This window comes from Shouchella oshimensis, from assembly GCF_004375095.1.
Lineage (GTDB): Bacteria > Bacillota > Bacilli > Bacillales > Bacillaceae_D > Shouchella > Shouchella oshimensis.
Genome location: NZ_SNUX01000004.1, coordinates 360,811 through 379,572, shown reverse-complemented (window position 1 = coordinate 379,572; position 18,762 = coordinate 360,811). Strand labels below are relative to the sequence as shown.

The 18,762-nt window shown below is 42.3% G+C and carries 20 protein-coding genes; 14 read left to right on the top strand and 6 right to left on the bottom strand.

Translation table 11 applies throughout. The annotated features are described in order from the left end of the window. The first annotated feature begins 66 nt into the window (after nucleotides 1-66). The 3 genes from kduD (at nucleotide 67) to E2L03_RS17435 (ending at nucleotide 2,551) form a co-directional block, all read left to right on the top strand. On the top strand, nucleotides 67-813 hold the full coding sequence (gene kduD, locus E2L03_RS17445) for a 2-dehydro-3-deoxy-D-gluconate 5-dehydrogenase KduD (RefSeq protein ID WP_038483783.1): 747 nt from the start codon (nucleotides 67-69) through the stop codon (nucleotides 811-813). Nucleotides 814-834: 21 nt separating this feature from the next. Next, the gene (gene kduI / locus E2L03_RS17440) at nucleotides 835-1,665 is read left to right on the top strand and encodes a 5-dehydro-4-deoxy-D-glucuronate isomerase (RefSeq protein ID WP_124742747.1); all 831 of its coding nucleotides are present in this window, start codon (nucleotides 835-837) and stop codon (nucleotides 1,663-1,665) included. 106 nt (nucleotides 1,666-1,771) lie between these two features. Further along, nucleotides 1,772-2,551 (top strand): sugar phosphate isomerase/epimerase family protein, encoded by a 780-nt coding sequence (locus E2L03_RS17435; RefSeq protein WP_124742746.1) that lies wholly within the window; start codon nucleotides 1,772-1,774, stop codon nucleotides 2,549-2,551. A gap of 19 nt (nucleotides 2,552-2,570) precedes the next feature. Here E2L03_RS17435 and E2L03_RS17430 read toward each other — a convergent pair whose 3' ends face one another. From E2L03_RS17430 to E2L03_RS17415, 4 genes are all read right to left on the bottom strand, one after another. After that, nucleotides 2,571-3,419, bottom strand: a complete 849-nt coding sequence (locus E2L03_RS17430) for an AraC family transcriptional regulator (protein ID WP_134259897.1) — start codon at nucleotides 3,417-3,419, stop codon at nucleotides 2,571-2,573. Further along, complete coding sequence (locus E2L03_RS17425) at nucleotides 3,416-4,507, bottom strand: Gfo/Idh/MocA family protein (protein ID WP_134259895.1); 1,092 nt, start codon at nucleotides 4,505-4,507, stop codon at nucleotides 3,416-3,418. The genes E2L03_RS17430 and E2L03_RS17425 overlap by 4 nt, the downstream gene beginning before the upstream one ends. A 12-nt stretch (nucleotides 4,508-4,519) precedes the next feature. After that, nucleotides 4,520-5,677: a Gfo/Idh/MocA family protein gene (locus E2L03_RS17420; RefSeq protein ID WP_134259893.1), complete on the bottom strand. Its 1,158-nt coding sequence runs from the start codon at nucleotides 5,675-5,677 to the stop codon at nucleotides 4,520-4,522. Nucleotides 5,678-5,779: 102 nt separating this feature from the next. Beyond that, on the bottom strand, nucleotides 5,780-6,637 hold the full coding sequence (locus E2L03_RS17415; protein WP_038483771.1) for an AraC family transcriptional regulator: 858 nt from the start codon (nucleotides 6,635-6,637) through the stop codon (nucleotides 5,780-5,782). Nucleotides 6,638-6,759: 122 nt separating this feature from the next. On the opposite strand from E2L03_RS17415, the gene E2L03_RS17410 reads away from it, so the two are divergent. The 5 genes from E2L03_RS17410 to E2L03_RS17390 all read left to right on the top strand — a co-directional run bounded on the left by E2L03_RS17410 (nucleotide 6,760) and on the right by E2L03_RS17390 (nucleotide 11,731). Further along, entirely contained in the window at nucleotides 6,760-7,869 is a 1,110-nt protein-coding gene (locus E2L03_RS17410; protein ID WP_134259891.1) for a glycoside hydrolase family 88 protein, read from the top strand. A gap of 25 nt (nucleotides 7,870-7,894) precedes the next feature. Continuing rightward, nucleotides 7,895-8,806, top strand: a complete 912-nt coding sequence (locus E2L03_RS17405; RefSeq protein ID WP_035393654.1) for a carbohydrate ABC transporter permease — start codon at nucleotides 7,895-7,897, stop codon at nucleotides 8,804-8,806. Nucleotides 8,807-8,821: 15 nt separating this feature from the next. Continuing rightward, the gene (locus E2L03_RS17400) at nucleotides 8,822-9,664 is read left to right on the top strand and encodes a carbohydrate ABC transporter permease (RefSeq protein ID WP_134259889.1); all 843 of its coding nucleotides are present in this window, start codon (nucleotides 8,822-8,824) and stop codon (nucleotides 9,662-9,664) included. Between the two features lie 11 nt (nucleotides 9,665-9,675). Next, nucleotides 9,676-11,007 (top strand): ABC transporter substrate-binding protein, encoded by a 1,332-nt coding sequence (locus E2L03_RS17395; RefSeq protein ID WP_038483765.1) that lies wholly within the window; start codon nucleotides 9,676-9,678, stop codon nucleotides 11,005-11,007. 343 nt (nucleotides 11,008-11,350) lie between these two features. Further along, nucleotides 11,351-11,731, top strand: coding sequence for a hypothetical protein (locus E2L03_RS17390; protein ID WP_134259887.1), 381 nt, complete (start codon nucleotides 11,351-11,353; stop codon nucleotides 11,729-11,731). Nucleotides 11,732-11,822: 91 nt separating this feature from the next. On the opposite strand, the gene E2L03_RS17385 is transcribed toward E2L03_RS17390, so the two are convergent. After that, nucleotides 11,823-12,362, bottom strand: coding sequence for a hypothetical protein (locus E2L03_RS17385; RefSeq protein WP_134259885.1), 540 nt, complete (start codon nucleotides 12,360-12,362; stop codon nucleotides 11,823-11,825). Continuing rightward, nucleotides 12,359-13,279 (bottom strand): ABC transporter substrate-binding protein, encoded by a 921-nt coding sequence (locus tag E2L03_RS17380; protein ID WP_134259883.1) that lies wholly within the window; start codon nucleotides 13,277-13,279, stop codon nucleotides 12,359-12,361. Before E2L03_RS17380 ends, E2L03_RS17385 begins: the two co-directional genes overlap by 4 nt. A gap of 136 nt (nucleotides 13,280-13,415) precedes the next feature. Between E2L03_RS17380 and E2L03_RS17375 the strand changes: the two genes are divergently transcribed. The 6 genes from E2L03_RS17375 to E2L03_RS17350 all read left to right on the top strand — a co-directional run bounded on the left by E2L03_RS17375 (nucleotide 13,416) and on the right by E2L03_RS17350 (nucleotide 18,719). Then, a complete protein-coding gene (locus tag E2L03_RS17375) occupies nucleotides 13,416-14,942 on the top strand; it encodes an ABC transporter substrate-binding protein (RefSeq protein WP_134259881.1) in 1,527 nt (508 codons plus the stop codon). Nucleotides 14,943-15,052: 110 nt separating this feature from the next. Beyond that, the gene (locus tag E2L03_RS17370) at nucleotides 15,053-15,769 is read left to right on the top strand and encodes an IucA/IucC family C-terminal-domain containing protein (protein WP_134260218.1); all 717 of its coding nucleotides are present in this window, start codon (nucleotides 15,053-15,055) and stop codon (nucleotides 15,767-15,769) included. 105 nt (nucleotides 15,770-15,874) lie between these two features. Further along, entirely contained in the window at nucleotides 15,875-16,474 is a 600-nt protein-coding gene (locus tag E2L03_RS17365) for a peptidoglycan-binding domain-containing protein (protein WP_134259879.1), read from the top strand. A 186-nt stretch (nucleotides 16,475-16,660) separates the two neighbouring features. After that, the gene (gene hag, locus E2L03_RS17360) at nucleotides 16,661-17,521 is read left to right on the top strand and encodes a flagellin Hag (RefSeq protein ID WP_134259877.1); all 861 of its coding nucleotides are present in this window, start codon (nucleotides 16,661-16,663) and stop codon (nucleotides 17,519-17,521) included. A gap of 226 nt (nucleotides 17,522-17,747) precedes the next feature. Further along, nucleotides 17,748-18,266 (top strand): DoxX family protein, encoded by a 519-nt coding sequence (locus tag E2L03_RS17355; protein WP_134259875.1) that lies wholly within the window; start codon nucleotides 17,748-17,750, stop codon nucleotides 18,264-18,266. A gap of 51 nt (nucleotides 18,267-18,317) precedes the next feature. After that, nucleotides 18,318-18,719 (top strand): DUF1694 domain-containing protein, encoded by a 402-nt coding sequence (locus E2L03_RS17350; protein WP_134259873.1) that lies wholly within the window; start codon nucleotides 18,318-18,320, stop codon nucleotides 18,717-18,719. The last annotated feature ends 43 nt before the right edge of the window (nucleotides 18,720-18,762 follow it).

Genomic DNA, 18,762 nt, shown 5'->3' with positions numbered 1-18,762 from the left:
CTAATGAGAATAATTGTGCTATTATCAAACCCAAACGAACACAAATGAACATTAGGAGGGTAACGATTGTTCTCACTATCGGGAAAAACTGCTTTAGTAACAGGTGCCAGTCGTGGGCTAGGGCAAGGGATGGCGATTGGCCTTGCAGAAGCAGGGGCAACGATTATTGGTGCTGGCGTAAGTGATATGAGTGAGACAAAGGCTGCTGTAGAGCGGTGTGGCAGTACCTTTATTGGACTAGAGGCCGATTTAGCCGCTAAAACAGGAGCCGAAAAGCTTGCTAAACAAGTATTTGACCTTTTTGAAAGCGTTGACATTTTGGTCAATAATGCAGGAACGATTAAACGTGCTGAAGCAGAAGCCTTTACCGATGAAATGTGGCGGTCGGTTATGCAAATCAACTTAGATGCTGTTTTTTCCCTTTCAAGAGCAGTAGGAACGCGAATGGTTGAACAAGGAAAAGGATCTATTATTACGATTGCATCAATGCTCTCATTTCAAGGTGGTTTACGTGTTCCAGCGTATGCAGCTAGCAAGCATGCAGTTGCTGGATTGACTAAGTCTCTCGCAAACGAGTGGGGAAAGAAAGGGGTTCGTGTTAACGGGATTGCACCTGGTTATATGGTGACGTCCAACACAGAAGCGATTCGAAACGATGAACAACGATATGAATCGATTTCTTCACGAATTCCGATGGGGCGATGGGGGGAGCCTGCTGATTTAAAAGGGCCGGTGGTGTTTCTTGCATCTGATGCTTCTTCGTATGTGAATGGGCATATTCTTGCAGTAGATGGTGGATGGTTAAGTTCATAATAAAGGAAAAGAGGCGAGGGAATGGATATTCGGTATGAAGTGAATCCGATTGATTTTAAGTCGTACAGCACAAGTGAGGTTCGAGAAGCGTTTTTAATTGAATCCCTGTTCCAAACAGACACCTTGCAATGGACGTATTCGCATTATGATCGACTTGTTATTGGAGGAGCGGTGCCTGTAGAAAAAACGTTGCGATTAGACTGGAGTGATGTCTTAAAAACAGCTTATTTTTTAGAGCGAAGAGAAATTGCTGTGATCAATATTGGCGGTGAAGGGACAGTGCGTGTGGATGGGGAAGTCTATACCCTTGTCAAACGAGATTGCTTGTACATTGGAAAAGGGAAGGAAGTCGTTCAATTTGAGAGCGAGGATGCTGCTTACCCGGCTCGGTTCTATCTCGTTTCTGCAACGGCTCACCAATCGTATCCAACGAAGAAATTGCCAATCTCAGAAGCGGTACCGACTAAGCTTGGCACAGACGCAGAATCGAACCGCCGCACTATTTATAAGTACATTCACCAAGAAGGAATCCAAAGCTGTCAGCTCATGGTTGGTATGACATTGCTTGAGCCGAATAATATGTGGAATACAATGCCAGCTCATTTACACGACCGACGAATGGAAGCGTATCTGTACTTTGATATGGAGCCATCTTCAAGGGTTATGCACCTTATGGGACAGCCCAACGAAACCCGTCACATCATTGTGAAAAATGAACAAGCCATTATTTCACCACCGTGGTCTATTCATTCTGGTGTGGGAACAAGTCATTACACGTTCATTTGGGCCATGGCAGGTGAGAATTATACATTCACCGATATGGACCCAGTTCCAATGGAAGCGTTAACGTAACGTGTAGCAATGTAGTGTTACTAGATGGGTATGTATGCCAATAAGAGAAAAGCATCTTCTTCAAAATCCTTTTATAGTAAGAGAAAAGGCGTAAGGAGCTGATCCAATGAAAGATAAGTTCGCTGCAACGTTATTTACGGTAAGAGATGAGTTGAAATCGGCAGGGATTGGTCCTGTTTTTAAAGAAATTGCGGAAATGGGCTATGCTGGTATTCAACTCTCTGGGTTGCCACTTGGCTATGATCAAGACGAAGTCGCCTACCATTTAAAAAAGAATGGTGTTGCTACAGCTGGGATGCACGTTTCGTTTGACCGTTTAACTAACGAATTTGATCTTGTCAGACAAGAAGCAAAAAAATACGGAACAACCGATGTGTTTTGTCCATATTTACCTGAGTCTCTTCAAACGGAAAGTGGGTACCGTGAAGTGAAGATGACATTAAATGGGTTAGCAAAAGCAGCACCAGAGTTACGAATTGGCTACCACAATCATGCATTTGAATTTGAAACGCAGCTTGAAGGGATGGATGCACTTGCCTATTTACTAGAGCCACGTGAGGATAATGCCATTTTTGCTGAAATTGATGTATTTTGGGTAGCAAAAGGTGGGCATGATCCCCTTTCCTATGTGGAGCCTTACAAAGGAAGAATGCCAGTTATTCATTTGAAAGATATGACCGCAGATGAGGACCGAACGTTTGCAGAAGTAGGTGAAGGGATTATTGATTTCCCACCCCTTTTACAATGGGGAGAGCGGCATGGAATTGAGTGGTACGTCGTCGAGCAAGACGTATGTAAAGGTGCCCCTATGGATAGTTTACGAATGAGCCTAAGCAATCTGCACCGTTTTGCAGATGCGCTTCAGGAACAAAAGCAAAAAAAATAAGCTGGTAAAAGCAACCAGCTTACTCAGCAACGGCTTGGCGCTTGTATTGTTCAGGTGTCAAGCCTGTTAATTGTTTGAAAACCTTTGTGAAGTGGGATGGATAGTTAAAGCCAACCTGATAACAGACTTCTGTCACGCTTGCTTGATGGAGCAGAAATTCAATTTTAGCTTGATTCACTCGTCGTTGATATAAGTACTTAAAAATCGTTGCCCCAGTCATCTCTTTAAACACTTTCGCCAAATGATACTTGCTCATATGCAATGCATCCTCAATCGCCTCAAGTTTTAAATCCTCTTGGTAATTCGCTTCAATAAACCCTACAATAGCCTGCACGGTCTTCTCTTTTTGAGTCATATAAGATGAGGGTCGGTCCCCATGTTTATCTGAATGGGACGAGAGAAATGCGAGGAAATCCATAAAAGCCAGTTGAAAGCGAGCGAATTCATCTGACTCTCTCAGAGGCTTACAATCGTTTAATCGCTTCAAATAGGTCTCCACTTCCTCTTTTTCCGTTCCTCGAAACGGGAGGCGGAGGGGTTTCACTTGAGTGAACGTTGCGAGCATAGTTGAATAGCCCATTGTTTCAAAAACACGCTGAAAATAAGCTTGATCAAAATGTAGGGTAGAACGAACGTAGGGCTGATCGCGAAATAGCTTCGGACAGTGCAGTGTTAAACCGTTCATTAAAATCATATCGCCAGGCTGTAAATGCAAGATTTGATCCCCAATGAAATACGTGCACTTTCCTTGATGAAAATAGTAAATTTCAGCAAGTTCGTGAGAATGAAAAGGGAGGTTCTGAACATTTTTATGATCTGCCTGATACGTAAAGTTTAATCGTTCGTTTAGTGGGAGAAGCCCGCTCATCGGACATTCTCCCTTGAGGTAAGATGCACGGCTTGTTGTTGCGCAAGTAAGCAGAGTTCGGCTGCTTTAAATGCGTGTGCCTGGGTCATCGCCCGTTCCGTCCTATGGATGCAGTCTAAAATGAGTTCACCAAAAAACGGATAGCCAACTTTTCCTTGCAAGGAAAAATGGTGTTCACCATCTTGATTGACTAAGTATAGGTGATCGCCGCTTTTTTCTCTCGCAACATCCACATATTTCCGAAGTTCAATTGTTCCTTTTGTGCCTGTAATAAACGTTCGACCGTCACCCCATGTGCTCAACCCATCAGGCGTGTGCCAATCCACTTTAAAAAACTGAGTTGCCCCTGTATTCCCAACTAAAGTAGCGTCTCCGTAGTCTTCCAATTCAGGGAAGGCAGGGTTTGCATAATTCGCAACCTTACTATGAAGGATTTGAGCGTCTGAACAACCGGCATAAAATAAAAACTGTTCAATTTGATGGCTCCCAATGTCACAGAGGATGCCACCATAGTTGTCTTTTTGAAAAAACCATTCAGGCCGATTCTCTGCTTGAAGTCGATGAGGACCAAAGCCAGTCACTTGAATGACGTCGCCAATTGCTCCATTCGCTATGAGTTCGCCTGCATAGACTGCAGATTCAACGTGAAGGCGCTCGCTAAAATAGACCATGTACTTTCTTCCTGTTCGCTTAACGGCTGCTTTCGCTAATTCAAGTTGTTCAAGGCTTGTAAAAGGGGTCTTATCGGTAAAATAATCTTTCCCTGCTTCCATTGCGCGAATGCCAAGGTTTGCTCGCTCAGATGGGATAGCGGCCGCCGCAATCAAGTGGATGGAGGGATCCGTCAAAATCTCACTTTCAGATGAAGCAACACGAACGCTAGGGTACACGTCAATAAATCGAGCCACCTTCTCTGGATCCGGATCATAAACAGCTGCAAGTGTACCGCCTGCTTCAATCAAGCCATTACACATCCCATAGATATGCCCATGATCAAGAGCGATGGCTGCAACTAAAAAGTCCTCTGGTTGCACAACTTTGTTTGGTTTTCCCTTTGGTGCATAGGTCATGCCATCCTGCTTTCCCATTATAGACCCTCCTTAATGACTACCAGACACATCCAATGTTGTTTCAGTAGCATGATTTTTTCCTTGAGATTGCTGAATACGCTTTGATAACTCTTTTTCATACAGCGATTCATCGAGAGGAAAAGACACCCAATCATCGATCCAAGTCGATAGCTGCATCGCATTGGAAAGTGTTAATCCATAAATACCTTCTTCACCTGGCGCAATTAATGGCTCTCCTGTTCGAATCGCATTGACGAAGTTTTGGGTAATCCCTTCATGATCAGTGGCATCCTCTTTCACTTCAATCGGAATAAGTTGGCTGTTCGGTGCGCCGAAACCACCTTTGTACGATTGGTTAAATGCTGGTTCCTCTGTTTCCAACTGCCAAAAGGTCAGCTCATCGTTTTCAATCACGACTTTTCCTTTCGTTCCTGTTACTTCGAGCCGGTTCGTCCCGGGCGCTTCAGCCGTTGTTGTAATAAAGACGCCGGTCGCACCTGTTTCGTATTCAAGATAGGCCGTTACATCGTCTTCCACTTCAATGTCGCGGTATTTGCCAAATGAACAAAACCCTCGCAGGCGCTTTGGCTCCATCTGTAGCAACCATCCCCAAAGATCGAGCTGATGGGGACATTGATTAATAAGAACACCACCGCCTTCTCCTGCCCAAGTTGCGCGCCAGTTACTAGAATCGTAGTAGCTTTGTGATCGATACCAGTTCGTAATAATCCAATTCATTCTTCTAATCGAACCCAGTTCACCGTCATGAATTAGCTTTCGCAACGTTTGATAGATTGGCTTCGTTCGTTGATTATACATAAGCGAAAAGACGAGACCGCTTTTAGCAGCAGCTTCATTCATTTCACGAACCTCACTCGTAAAGACACCCGCAGGCTTTTCACAGAGCACATGATACCCTTCTGCAAAAGCCTTTTGAGCGAGGCGAGGGTGGCTATAATGAGGGGTGGCAATCAATACAGCATCAAACAATCCAGAATGGAAGAAAGCGTCTTCATCTGTGAAAAGAGGAATCCCATCAAAATGTCGTTGTAATTCCGCCACCCGTCCAGATCGTTCCTCAAGAAATGCCCCAATGATAGCGCCTTCAATTTTGTTTTGAAACAAGTAGGAAGCGTGTGAAGTACCCATGTTACCAAGCCCGATAATACCAATGCGCACAGTGTCCATCCAATCGTCTCCTTTTTATCACATTACGTATAGTCTAGGATGCCAGTTAAAGAAAAACTGTTTTGCTATTGCTGAATTTCCCCATCCATTTATACGTGGTTGTCATTGCTTCTGCAAATTAAGTCGATATTGGTGGGGAGTGGTTTGCAGCTCTCGCTTAAACATTTGAATGAAATACGAGACATTCGTAATGCCGATTTTTGAACAAATGGCTTCTAAAGATAGTGTGCTGGTTTGCAATAAGTGACAGGCCTCCTTCATTCTTCTGGCGGTTAAGTAAGTCGTAATGCTGCTGCCTGTTTCTATACGAAACCGTTTTGATAGATAGGACTTAGATAAAAACAATTCGTCTGCTAATTCATCAAGCTTAAATGGTCTTGCGAGATTCCCTTCAATCCAGCGCATGACCCGTTCAGCATAGGGAAGATTCCGTGTCTGTAAGCTAGGTGAATGATGTTTTAGCTGATGTTGAACATACCCTAACAGCTGAATAAGGAACACATTTTCTCGATCAATTTGCTCTTTCAATGGGCAAGTTCCTAAGCTCTCGTCGTAGAGTTGACAAAGGTGTTGAATATAGGAGAAATCAGCGGTAAAGTCAATGAATTGATGATCAAATGTATCGTTTTGCATGTGGTAAAAGAGTTGGAGCATAGAAGGGTACATATGTAGAAGTCTCTCGGTGTGAAGTGGATCAAAGTGAAGGGTTGATCGTTCATAAGGTTCATTCTTTAATGTGGCAACGTGGTGTAATTGAAACGGCTGAAAAAAGAACAATTTCCCTGGTGTTATCGGTGTCACACGCTGATTTAAAATCACATTTCCAGAGCCTTTAAAGACAATTAATAGTTCGAAACCTTGGTGCCAGTGATAGTATTCAATCGGAAAACTCGTTTTATTGTTATGCCAGACAATCGCCTTTTTGTGCTCTGGTATGAACTGGAATGACGGTTTACTCACGCATCATCACCCTTCCCGTTTTGAACAACAGAACAATATTTTTCATCATTGTATCACTACTTTCACTCATTTGGAAGCGCTATCATAAAAAAGAACGTCCAACGACAAGAAGGAGGAAGAGCATGATTACAGAGAAAACACGAATGACGACCATGCAGCTAAACGAAAAGGTCATGGAGATGGCAAAGAACATAGGAGAGAAATCACCTCATGCCACGAACCGTGAAGGGAAATACGATGACCTGGACGTTGATTGGTGGACATCAGGCTTTTATCCAGGTTTATTATGGCTGATGCACGACCTTACGGGTGATCCGTTTTATCGCATACAAGCAGAACCGTGGACAGAAAAAATTGAAGCCGCATTTGAGGCCCATCCAATCGTACTTCATCATGATGTTGGATTTCAGTTTCTTTTAACGGCAGTTATGGATTACGAACAAACTGGAAATGAAAATAGCTTACGAATAGGGCTAAAAGCAGCGAATTATTTAGCTGGTCGTTTTAATCCTGTTGGTGGCTTTATAAAGGCATGGAATGGCGATGAAAAAAAAGGCTGGGCGATTATTGATTGTATGATGAACATCTCCTTACTATATTGGGCAAGTAACGTTACCAATGATCCAAGCTATGCCCATATTGCCAATCACCATGCCGATACAACCCTTAAATACGGTGTTCGAGAGGATGGGACGACAAGCCATATTCTTTCTTTTGATCCTCATACTGGGGCTTTTATTGAAGCGTTAGGAGGCCAAGGGGAGGCTGCCGATTCAGCATGGAGTAGAGGAAATGCGTGGGCACTTTACGGCTTTGCAAATGCCTATCGACATACTGGAAAGGAGGCGTATTTAATAGCGGCAAAGAAGATTGCACACCACTTTATTGCGGCTTTACCAGAAGATGCCGTACCTCTATGGGATTTCCGGTGTGTGGAACGTGACCATGCACCTAAAGACAGTTCAGCAGGTGCAATAGCAGCATCAGGTCTTTTAGAAATAGAGGCAGCCGTTGAGACAAAGGAAAAGCCGCTCTATGGACAGGCGGCTAGACGATTGGTGAAAGGTCTAACTTCCCATGCCCTTGCACCGAGTCAATCTGAAGCCATTCTTTCATTTGCAACGGGCCATTGTCCAGCAGGACGTGATATCAATGTCTCACTCATTTATGGCGACTATTACTATGCAGAAGCAATTGCTAAGCTAGACGGTTGGAAACGACGGATCTTCTAATCTAAAGCAAACAGGAGGGGAAGGAATGAAAACAGGGGTTGAGATGCCTGCAAATGTTCAAACGAGACGGAACAAATCAATCAAATCAACACTTAGCTGGTACGTCTTTTTATTACCGACGTTTCTAGGTGTTGCTTGTTTTATAGTCTACCCTGTTTTCGAATCATTCCGTTTAAGTTTTTATAACTCAAACGGAACGATTGAAACGTGGGTAGGCTTAACGAACTATCAGCGCGTTCTAAGTCAGGGTGCATTTTGGAATGCTGTATACAATACATTCTATATCGCTTTCTTTCAATTGCTGTTAGCCATTCCAATCGGGTTTATTTTAGCGAGTATGATTAATCGTATTAACCGCTTTAAAAGTGTGTTTAAAGTGATGTTCTTCTTACCAAACGTTACGTCCATTGTCGCCGCAGCGATGATCTTTATGTTCGTTCTCCAGCCGGAAGTTGGCTTAATTAACCATGTGTTAGATACCCTTGGTTTACCAACATCACCGTGGTTGTCCGATCCGGGAACATCAAAATGGGGCGTTATTTTGCTCACGATTTGGCATTGGATTGGATTCGTCATAATCATCTGTCTAGCGAATTTACAGGCAATCTCTCCAGAGCTCTATGAAGCATCGGAAATCGACGGTGCTACAGGATTTCAACAATGGCTCTTTATTACCATTCCGAATATGGCAGGAACCTTTGCTTTTCTTATTATCATGGGATGGATTTCTGGATTGCAACGGTTTCAAGAAATCTTTGTATTAGGAGGAGCCGGGGGAAGTCCTGGCAGGTCGTTACAAACGATGGTTGCCCTTATTTATGAGCGTGGTTTTGGTGGATTTGAGTTTGGCATTGCTTCGGCGATTACCGTTCTTTTATTTCTGATTATTCTGCTCTTTACGGTGCTCAACATCAAACTAACTCGCTTAAAGCTATAGGAGGTGAAGGAGAAGATGAATAACCATAGAAACATGCAGAAGATAACACAGATCGTCCTGTATGTTGCTCTCGTCATCGTGGCGATTATTGTCGTCGCACCTTTTATGTGGATGGTAAGCATTAGCTTTGATCGACTGGCTAATATCCAAGTACCATTTCCACCAACGTTTATTCCGGACCCGTTTTCCTTGTTTAACTATGAGCTTGTGTTTGAAAACGGCCGCATTTTCAGCGCGTACCTGAATTCAGCATTTGTTACGTTTTGCTCTGTGTTTTTGCAAATCTCAGCTGCATTATTAGGAGGGTATGCGTTTTCCAAAGGGCAATTTAAAGGAAAGAAACTGTTGTTTATCATTGTGCTCGCAACGATGATGATTCCAATAGAAGCGAGACTCATTCCTCTATACACCATGTTTAACTCAGCAGGGTTACTGAATACGTTTTGGCCTGTTATCGTACCATCGATTTTATATGGGTTTGGCGTGTTCCTGGCAAAGCAGTTTTTTGACCAAGTTCCTGATAGCTTGCGAGAAGCCGCTCAAATTGATGGCGCTAGTGAATTCAGAACATTCTTTCAGGTTTATGCACCGCTGGCAGGACCGATTACCGCAACATTAATCATTTTATCGTTCATGGGCAATTGGAATGAATTCGTTTGGCCACTTGTTGTGTTAAACTCGGAACGCTTGCATACTATTCCACTCTTTTTAGCAAGTTTTTCATTAGAGAATGGCACATCTCTCGCCGGAATGACCATGGCTCTTGCGACTATGAGTGTGTTACCTATTATTATCGTCTTCGTCTTTCTACAGCGCTACATTATTCAGAGCATCGCATTAAGCGGTTTAAAAGAATAGGAGGAGTTCAAATGGATGTAAAGCGATTGCCTGTTGTTTGTTTCGTCGCCACGTCTCTACTACTCTTACCAGGCTGCTTGCCCCAAGAAGGAGAGGAGAGCCCTCAGCTAGAGGAAAGTGATTTAACCATTGCGATGATTGGAGAATTTAAGTTTCAAGACACAACCGATCCGATCACTGCTCATAAATCAACAGGGTTTCATGCGGTGAAAGAAGAGTTTGAACGACTGCATCCCGGCGTTACCATCGATTTTGTCATCATGCCATGGAATAATTATGTACCAAATACTCAAGCGATGATAGCTGGAAGTCAAGCAGACGTCTATCAAATGCCAGGTGTGAATGACTTTGCAGCTCAAGGCTTACTTGAACCGCTCCAACCATACATTGAGGAAGATGCGTTTGATTTAAGTGTCTACCACGATAATTTAGTAGAAGGCTGGATGACATTTGGGCCAGAAGACGATGATTTGCAAATCTACTCGTTACCTGTGCTAGGAGATGGCCGATTTATTCAATATGATAAGGAGCTATTTGAACAATGGGGCGTGGAACCCTTATCTGATTACCCGACTGTTGAAGAAGTAATGGAAAAAGCAAAGCAAATGACAGGAGAGAACCCGGTCACAGGTGAACAAAACTATGGCATTTACTTTGCAGGCACACATGACACCGCCTTAACAGCAACCAATTTTATGGAGGGGTTTGGTGGTGAATGGGGCACTGGTCAACGGTGGGAAGAAATCGAGTTGAACTTTGATTCAGAAGAAATGGAGCAAGCGCTGCATGCTATGATGGAACTGTCTAACTATATGCCAAGAAGCTTTATTAACGGACAAGGAAACGATCGTTGGTTAACCCCTAGTAACAATATCGCAATAGCCGTTAACCAAGGGAATGGAAACATGAAACCAATCTATGCCCAAGAACTAGAAGACCGCTTTCCTGTTGTCCAAACGTTTAAGAATGAGGAAGGTGCAGGGAGTATGTTCTCTGGAAGTCCCTTTGCCATCGGTCAGACGAGTCAAAACAAAGACCTAGCATGGGAATTTATTAAGTTCAGTTCAAGCGAATATTTTCAGCGCTTTCTCTGGGAAGAATGGGGCAGCACTCCTGTGATTAAAGAAGCGGTAGAATGGGATAGTATTCAAGAAATGGCGCTGATGCCCCCTGTTTTAGAGGCCATGACGAACGCTGTCACCCCACGTTATCCGTGGGCATCCTCGCAACCACGATACATTCTTCAAGCGAAGATAGAAGGCGCTCTGACAGGAACCCTGTCTGTCGAGCAAGCGCTTAAAGAAGCACAGGCTGAAAGTACAGAATGGATTCATTCACGTTAATGTAGCAGGACCAATAATCCTCCCTCTCTGGCTTTGGAATACAGTCAGAGGGTTTTTTAGTGTGGAGCAGAGGGGCATTTGTACATAGAGGTAGGAAAATTTCTTATTACGTAACCTCAACCCTGCTAATGGCAGGGTTATTTATCATTTGTTCTGATAAAATAAGATGTAAAAGAATTAATTTTAAGTAAATGCCACCGAAGAATTTGGATTGAGGATAAATTCAATCGTGAATTCTGGTGGCGAGTATGGACTAAAAATAGCATGAAGCTAAAAAGAAAATAAGGAATGGTCTTGTATCATAATGATAGTATATGACCTAAAAGAGGAGGTTCTTTCTATTTTGAGCAAAAACCATATTTCAAAAAAATCAATTGTCATAGGTATCTTTTTAAGTATTTTGCTAATCTCTGTCATTGCATTAGTATTCAACAAACCTCCAAAAAATAGTGCGCTTAAAGGAACCTATTTAAGCAGTGATCTACCTTTTGCAACAATGGTATTTGATTTAGATGATAATCGTACATTTTATTTCTACAACGAAAGTGAAACGGATAAAGGAACATATGAATACGTTTCAGAGACAACCTATAAGATAAACAGTGAAAAATTTAATGGACAAAAAATGATGTTTAACGGGAATGATGAAGTAAGAATTCAAATCGATCATGAAACCTATACGTTTAATAAAGATTCTGATCTACCGACAATAATAAATGAATGAGCTGATTTAATTAAAATGTTTATTGAAATACGCAAATCATGAGAGACTAAAAAGAATAGCAGTAGACCTTAAGGAAAAGCGAGAACCTCCCTTAAGGCAACAAGTCTTTAATGGATTGGATCTGGTCTAGATACAAGAAGGAAAAAAGGGGTATGAGGGCTAAAGCGATCACGAGAAAAAGGATTCTCCACTTTGGTCGATGCCAATTAAATAGGACGAAACCGATATTCATTGCTAATAGGGAAGAATACATAAATCCCCTGGCTTGTAACGAGTCAATCGAATGTGTAATTAAAGAAAGCTCCTGCTGGGTAAAATCTTCTTTTTCTAAAGAAATGGAATGTGGTTGGAACACACCTTGTCGTACGAAGAGTTGAGTCTCAGTTGTCTCATAAGTGAACACGCCAGGAAATAAGTGAAAGGAATACATGGCTATTGGTGTGCCAAAAAGGAAAATGGCAGTAATGAAAAGGCCGACTTTGTTTCTAATAAAGACTCCTCCTTTCGGATAAGAACAATCTAATTTTAGCAAATTCTCCAATTTTAAACAAAAAACTGAATGACCATTTTCTTTAAATACAAAAACAACCACCCATAAATTTTGAAAGGGTAGTTGTTTTTTTGTCGTCACAGCAGTTCTTCTGCAATTTGATCAACGACCAAGTTTATAGCAATTGGACCGTAGTAGCCGATCCAGAGACCGGTGTTTTTCTCGTAAACGTGATCGTTCTTTACAGCACCTAGCCCTTGCCAGACAGAGGATGCTTGGAAAGACGCTGTTAAGTCTAGGTTTGTGTCGTCTTGCAGTAAGAAGAGATGATCAGCTTCTAAATCTGGCATGACTTCAAGGGAGATCATCGTACTGGAATCAGAACTTAACGTAGCCATTTCTGGTGGCGTCAGACCGAGATCGTCATACAAGATTTGTGCTGTTCGGTGGGATGTAGTGTGAAGGCGTATCATATCATCCCTGGGTCGAATGAGACCAACGACTTCATCGCCTACCGATTCTTCCAAATCGGCTTTTAGCTCGTCCACTTTTGTTGTGTAATCGGCTATCACCGTTTCTGCTTTTTCCGTTTGATCTAAGATTGTCCCAAAGGAAAGGAGCACTGTCTGCCAATCTTCCATTCGATCGAACATGATGGTAGGAGCAATTCGTTCTAATTGATCATAGATGTCTTCATGAGTATCTGTGGCAATAATGAGATCAGGATCGGTGCTAATGATCGCTTCTAAATTCGGTTCGAGGTAGGTACCTAGCAAAGTCGCATCACTAGGCGCCTCACCAAGATACTCTGGCAGACCGTTATCAGTTTCAGCGTAAACGGTTCCGACAGGGATCTCGTCTAAAGCCATCATTTGGTCTAAATATTGTACATCTAATACAACGACTCGCTCTGGCTTGTCTTCTACGACAAATTCACCCTTTATATGTTCAATGACTTCGTTATCTGAATGCTCTATGTTTTCTTCCGTGCTCGTTGAACAGGCACTGAGAAGGAGCGTCATGCATACAAGACTTGTTTTTTTCCATGTATTGTTCATACATACCCTGCTTTCAATTGATAGTGAGAATCATAATCAACTATAATGATAGTAAAGCAAGAGAGAAGCGTCCATGGATATTTCCGTTTTAATATGAAAGAAAACGACTTTTAAGATTGTGAAAGGGGATTCGATTATGATGGGGAAGGAAATGATCCTTCAATTAACATCGATTACATACGCTCAAAGCCTTCAAGTGATAAGACAAGGACAGGGTCATCATGGCTTCCTAATGGAAATAACATCGAATGAGAGGAACATAAGGTTTATCCCTGCGCATTTTGAACAGAATCAGACAATGGAGCTTACAAGCGGCTACTATATTGAATTCCTTGCATTAAAAGAAGAGGATCATGTGTTCAAACCGACTGCATGTCTTTTTCCAAAGGAGACCGAGTTGGAAATGCCTTATCGTTTTGAGCACCTACTCGATGAAATAGTCACACATTTTAAAGAAGGATCAGATATAGGCTATCTTCGAGCAAATGGCTATTTCCAAGAATTAGTGAGTACACTTTTATTTAAACAGCAAGAGATGAATGAATCCATTGAAGCCCGAATCACACAAAGCAAGCGCTATATCGAAACCCATTATCATCAAGAGCTGACCCGAGAACAACTCGCTGAGAGAACGGAGCTTCAAGTCGACTACTATGCGAGGAAATTTAAGGTGCATGTAAAAATGAGTCCGATGGCGTATGTGAACCACGTTCGATTGCAAGAAGCTAAGAAGCTGTTGCTTGAGAACCGGTTAAGCGTGCACGCGATTGCAAGGCAGGTTGGGTTTAATGATGAGTTTTATTTTAGCCGCAAATTCAAACGAAAAGAAGGCTATGCCCCTTCTGTTTATAGCCATACATTTAAACAAACCCAAAGGATTGCTTCTTTGAATCATTTGGTTACGGGACATTTAATTGCCCTTGGCGTAAAACCATATGCGGCCATTATAGACGAATCGTTTCCTGCGCTAGAGCATTTAATGGAGACTAAGTCCATTGGGGAGAAAGGTCCGGATTTAGAACGATTACTGGCGATGAAACCAGATTTACTTGTACGGACAGGAATGACCACTGAATCTCAAACCCAAAAAGAAGCGCTTTTAACCCATATTGCTCCTACCATCGTCCTGAATTATCAAGACGATTGGCGTGCCCATTTGAACACGATTGCGAAAGTTATCGGACGAGAAAAAGAGGCAGCTGCCTTTTTAACAGCCTATAGAGAGCAAGTCGAGAACGTGAAGGAACGGATACGTGAAAAGGTAAGGGACGAGCGGGTACTGATTATAGGTATTGGTGACGGTACTCAGTGTATCTATGGGAAGCGAAACATCGGCTCCGTCCTGTACGGAGACTTGCACGTAAGGGCCCCAGAAGGCATTGACCGCATTGCTCATATAGAGGAAGTGAGTGTGCAGAGGATAGCGGCGTATGAACCGGACCGTATCATCGTTACCGTGTACCGAAAGCATAACCAGCTACCAAGTAACAAGCAGATTCGAATGCAATTAAGGCGCCTACAAAACAATCCAGTCTGGCAATCGATGCGCGCAGTAAAAGACCATCACGTACATGAAATCTTTGCAGAAAAGCATTTGTATACGAGCTACAACGCGTATTCACATAAGTTGATGCTGCAAAAATTTGCCCAATTGATTGGCTAAACACATAAAGGTCGGAAATGACTAAGCAAAGAGACTGGATTGTCTATGTTCTTTTTGATCGTGAGCCGTATACTAGTCGAATAAACTTGATAAAAAGGTGTTGGCTATAAATGGACACGACCCAGCTAGATGAGTACCACACATTTTTTATAAACAAAGAAGAACCGAATGAACAATATAGACGATTATCCTATTTAGTTGAAGAAGCGGGCTGTCGTTCTTTTCTAGAGAGTTACATGGCAAGCTGCGGCACATCGGATTTAAAGATTGCCGCCTCGCTTTTTCTAAAGCATTATGCCAGAATAGTGGCTGCTTCTACCCTTTATCACTTGGCAAGCGCTGATGCTGTCTTGCGCTTACCGCCAGATCAAATGTACGTAAGTGAAAACGGGCGTCAGTTGTCTATCCCTCATGCAGACAAGCTGTGGCTAACTATCCCAATTGAGAATCGAACAACCATGCGGCAAACGTTGCTGTCTGAATTATTCGCAGATCATCTCACGCCATTACTCGTGACAATGAAACAAGTCTCTTCTGCGCCCTATAACATACTGTGGGAAAACGTGGCTGTCCGTATCAATTCCATTTATCGCAAAATGCTTTCGAAAGACATAAGCCCCATTGTAAAGCAACGCATCATCGACGATTTTACATTTTTACAACAAGCAGATGGAGCCCTATTTGCATGTAAGAAGAATCCAATTCGCTCCTTTCTCTACTTGCATAACCCTGACGTGGAAGCACCAAAAAGGCGCACTTGCTGCTTTAATTATAAAGTCGGAAAGAGGGAATACTGTGAAGCGTGTCCACATCTCAAGCTTGTGTAGAAGATTCAAGCAACCTAAAAAAGTATGTAACCATTGCTAAAGACGTTTCGTTCTGCCTCTAGGAAGGTAGCCATCCTATAAGTTCAAAAATAGGAGGAGATCGAGATGAATAAGAAATGGTTCGCTATTGTTCCGGCGGTTGCGCTTGTAGCAGCACCACTTCCCATGCAGCACGCATCCGCCTCCGATGATCAAATGGTACAGGCAACAGATGAACAAAATGAGTATGAAAACGTATTAAACATCGCCCCAGAACACCAGCCGACGCTTACCCAAGGTAGCACAGGTATGTATGGAAATGAAGTTGACTTTGTTCAATTTACGATCAGCCAAGCTGGATTTGAAACCGAGGTTGACGGGGTATTTGGACCAAACACGGAAGAACAAGTCAAAGCCTTTCAAGCCGAACACGGACTGATTGCTGACGGCATTGTTGGCATCAATACGTGGGTAGCGCTGTTCTCAGAGTACGATGTCGAACAATTCCCAGTAGAAACAGCGATTCACTATGCAGAAGAGGCACTTCAAAATGATGACCTCATCTTTAGTAGTGACGGTGTCTTAAGAGAAGATTCAGAAGGGAACCACTTCTACTCCCTTAAAGCACAAAGCCAAGACTTAATTGATAGCGGCGGCTCCGGCACAGTCGGATTCTACAACGTCTATAAAAATGGCGATGTCGTTGAAGCCGATCCACAATCGTAAACAACAATAAATGGAGAGCCCTTGACCAATGTGTCAGGGGTTTTTAATTGTTTTCAGGCTATCACAAAAAATCTTTTAAAAAACTATAAACATCTTAAAAATCCGTTCGATATATAGAGTAGCAACACCGCAAGACAATCTCCAAACGGATGTGGAGATCAAAAAAACATAAGGATGTGTTGAATAATGATTATCAACAACAATTTGAGCGCAATGAACGCTCACCGTCAACTTGGCGTAAACCAAGGAATGGCAGCAAAAGCACAAGAAAAATTATCTTCAGGTCTTCGTATTAACCGTGCAGGCGATGACGCAGCAGGTCTAGCAATCTCTGAAAAAATGCGCGCGCAAGTTCGTGGTTTAGATCAAGCGAGCCGTAACGCTCAAGATGGTATCTCTATGATCCAAACAGCTGAAGGTGCTTTAAACGAAACACACTCAATCCTTCAACGTATGCGTGAGTTAGCAGTACAATCTGCCAATGACACTGCTACTGATGAAGATCGTGCAGAAATTCAAAAAGAAGTAGATGCACTTGCTGAAGAAATTACACGTATCTCTAACGATACAGAGTTCAATAATAAGAAACTTTTGACTGGTGATTTCGAAGGTACATTCCACATCGGTGCTAATGCAGGTCAAAATATCTCTCTTTCTATCGGAGCTTTTGATGCAGAAACTCTTGGTGTAGGTACAAACGCTGTTATTGATGAAGACGATGCTGACAATAATGTAGCTGCAAGTGGTATTGACGTTTCTTCTCAAGCGGCTGCTGATGAAGCGATCACAGCAATTCAAACAGCTCTTGATACTGTATCATCAGAACGTTCTAAACTTGGTGCGAACCAAAACCGTTTAGAGCACACAATTAATAACCTTGATAACGCTTCTGAAAATCTTTCAGCTGCAGAATCTCGTATCCGTGACGTTGATATGGCGAAAGAAATCATGGAATTCACGAAGCAAAACATTCTTTCTCAAGCTTCTCAATCTATGCTTGCTCAAGCAAACCAACAACCACAACAAGTACTTCAGTTACTTGGATAATAATGTGGAAGCTCCTTCTTATGAAGGGGCTTTTTTTTATGTGTTTTTTCAAATGGATGATTCTCATAAGATAGAAATACGGTTATTTCATTGTTTAAAAGTAGCAAGGTAAACAAAACTATGAACAATATGTGAATTAGTTTGTGAATTTATTCACAAATTCATGAAAGCGTGTATACTAAGAGTATAAAGAGAATGTGAAAACATTCACAAAGGAGGAAAAACCATGTTACAGTTCTTGCAATCATCTAAATTAGCTCAAGTAGCACTAACGGTTTTACGTATAGCTTTAGGGTGGATGTGGTTTAGCTCAGGTATCGGAAAAGTGATGGGAGGAGAATTTAACGCAGGTGGATTTTTACAAGCAGCCGCAGCCAATCCGGTTTTAAAAGGAGGTACGGAAGAAGTAGCCTACCCGTTGTACGTAGCTTTTCTTGAAAACGTAGCGATCCCTTATGCAGACTTGTTTAGTTTTATGGTTATGTGGGGTGAGGTGTTCGTCGGAATCGCTTTGATCATTGGTCTTTTCACGAAAACGGCTGGATTTTTCGGAGGGGTCATGAATACATCTTTCTTGCTGGCTGGAACTGTATCAACGAATCCACTTATGCTTCTGATGACCATTCCGTTATTAGTAAGCAAGCATAACGCTGGGCGTTTGGGCGTCGATCGTTTTACACCAGCGATTGAAGAAAAGGTAAAGAATAAAAAACGACCGTTAAAAACGATAGAGAAACCAGCATAGTCGGTAGCGGCACCATATCTATTTGAACCTACTATGTAAGGGGGAACATGAATGAATGTATATGAGCATATTCTTCAACAGATTTATGGAAAGCCCCAACTGCTTATTGATGAAAAGAGACTTTTCTTAAATGCCATTTATGAACGTGTTGTTATCGCGATAACAACAGAACAATTAAACAGTGGAAAGATCTACAAAGCAGTGCTTGAAGAAATGGAAAAGGACAACGATTTACGTCTCTGGATTAATGGCTCTAAGCCTTACAACCAGTACGCCTTCTATGTTAAGACCGCAATAAAATTAGGTGTACCCTTCACCGTTGTTCATAGTAAGAGAGCCTCACCTTTCGGGTTAGTTCTAGCAACAGTATCTGTGCCGTCTAATGTGAACAATCCGTTTATAGAAGATCATCATTTTCATTTCGATGCAGAGGACGTTTTAGAAGCTAGTTAATCAGGCAAGACTGGTTGTACGTTAATATGGTCGTTTTAAAGAT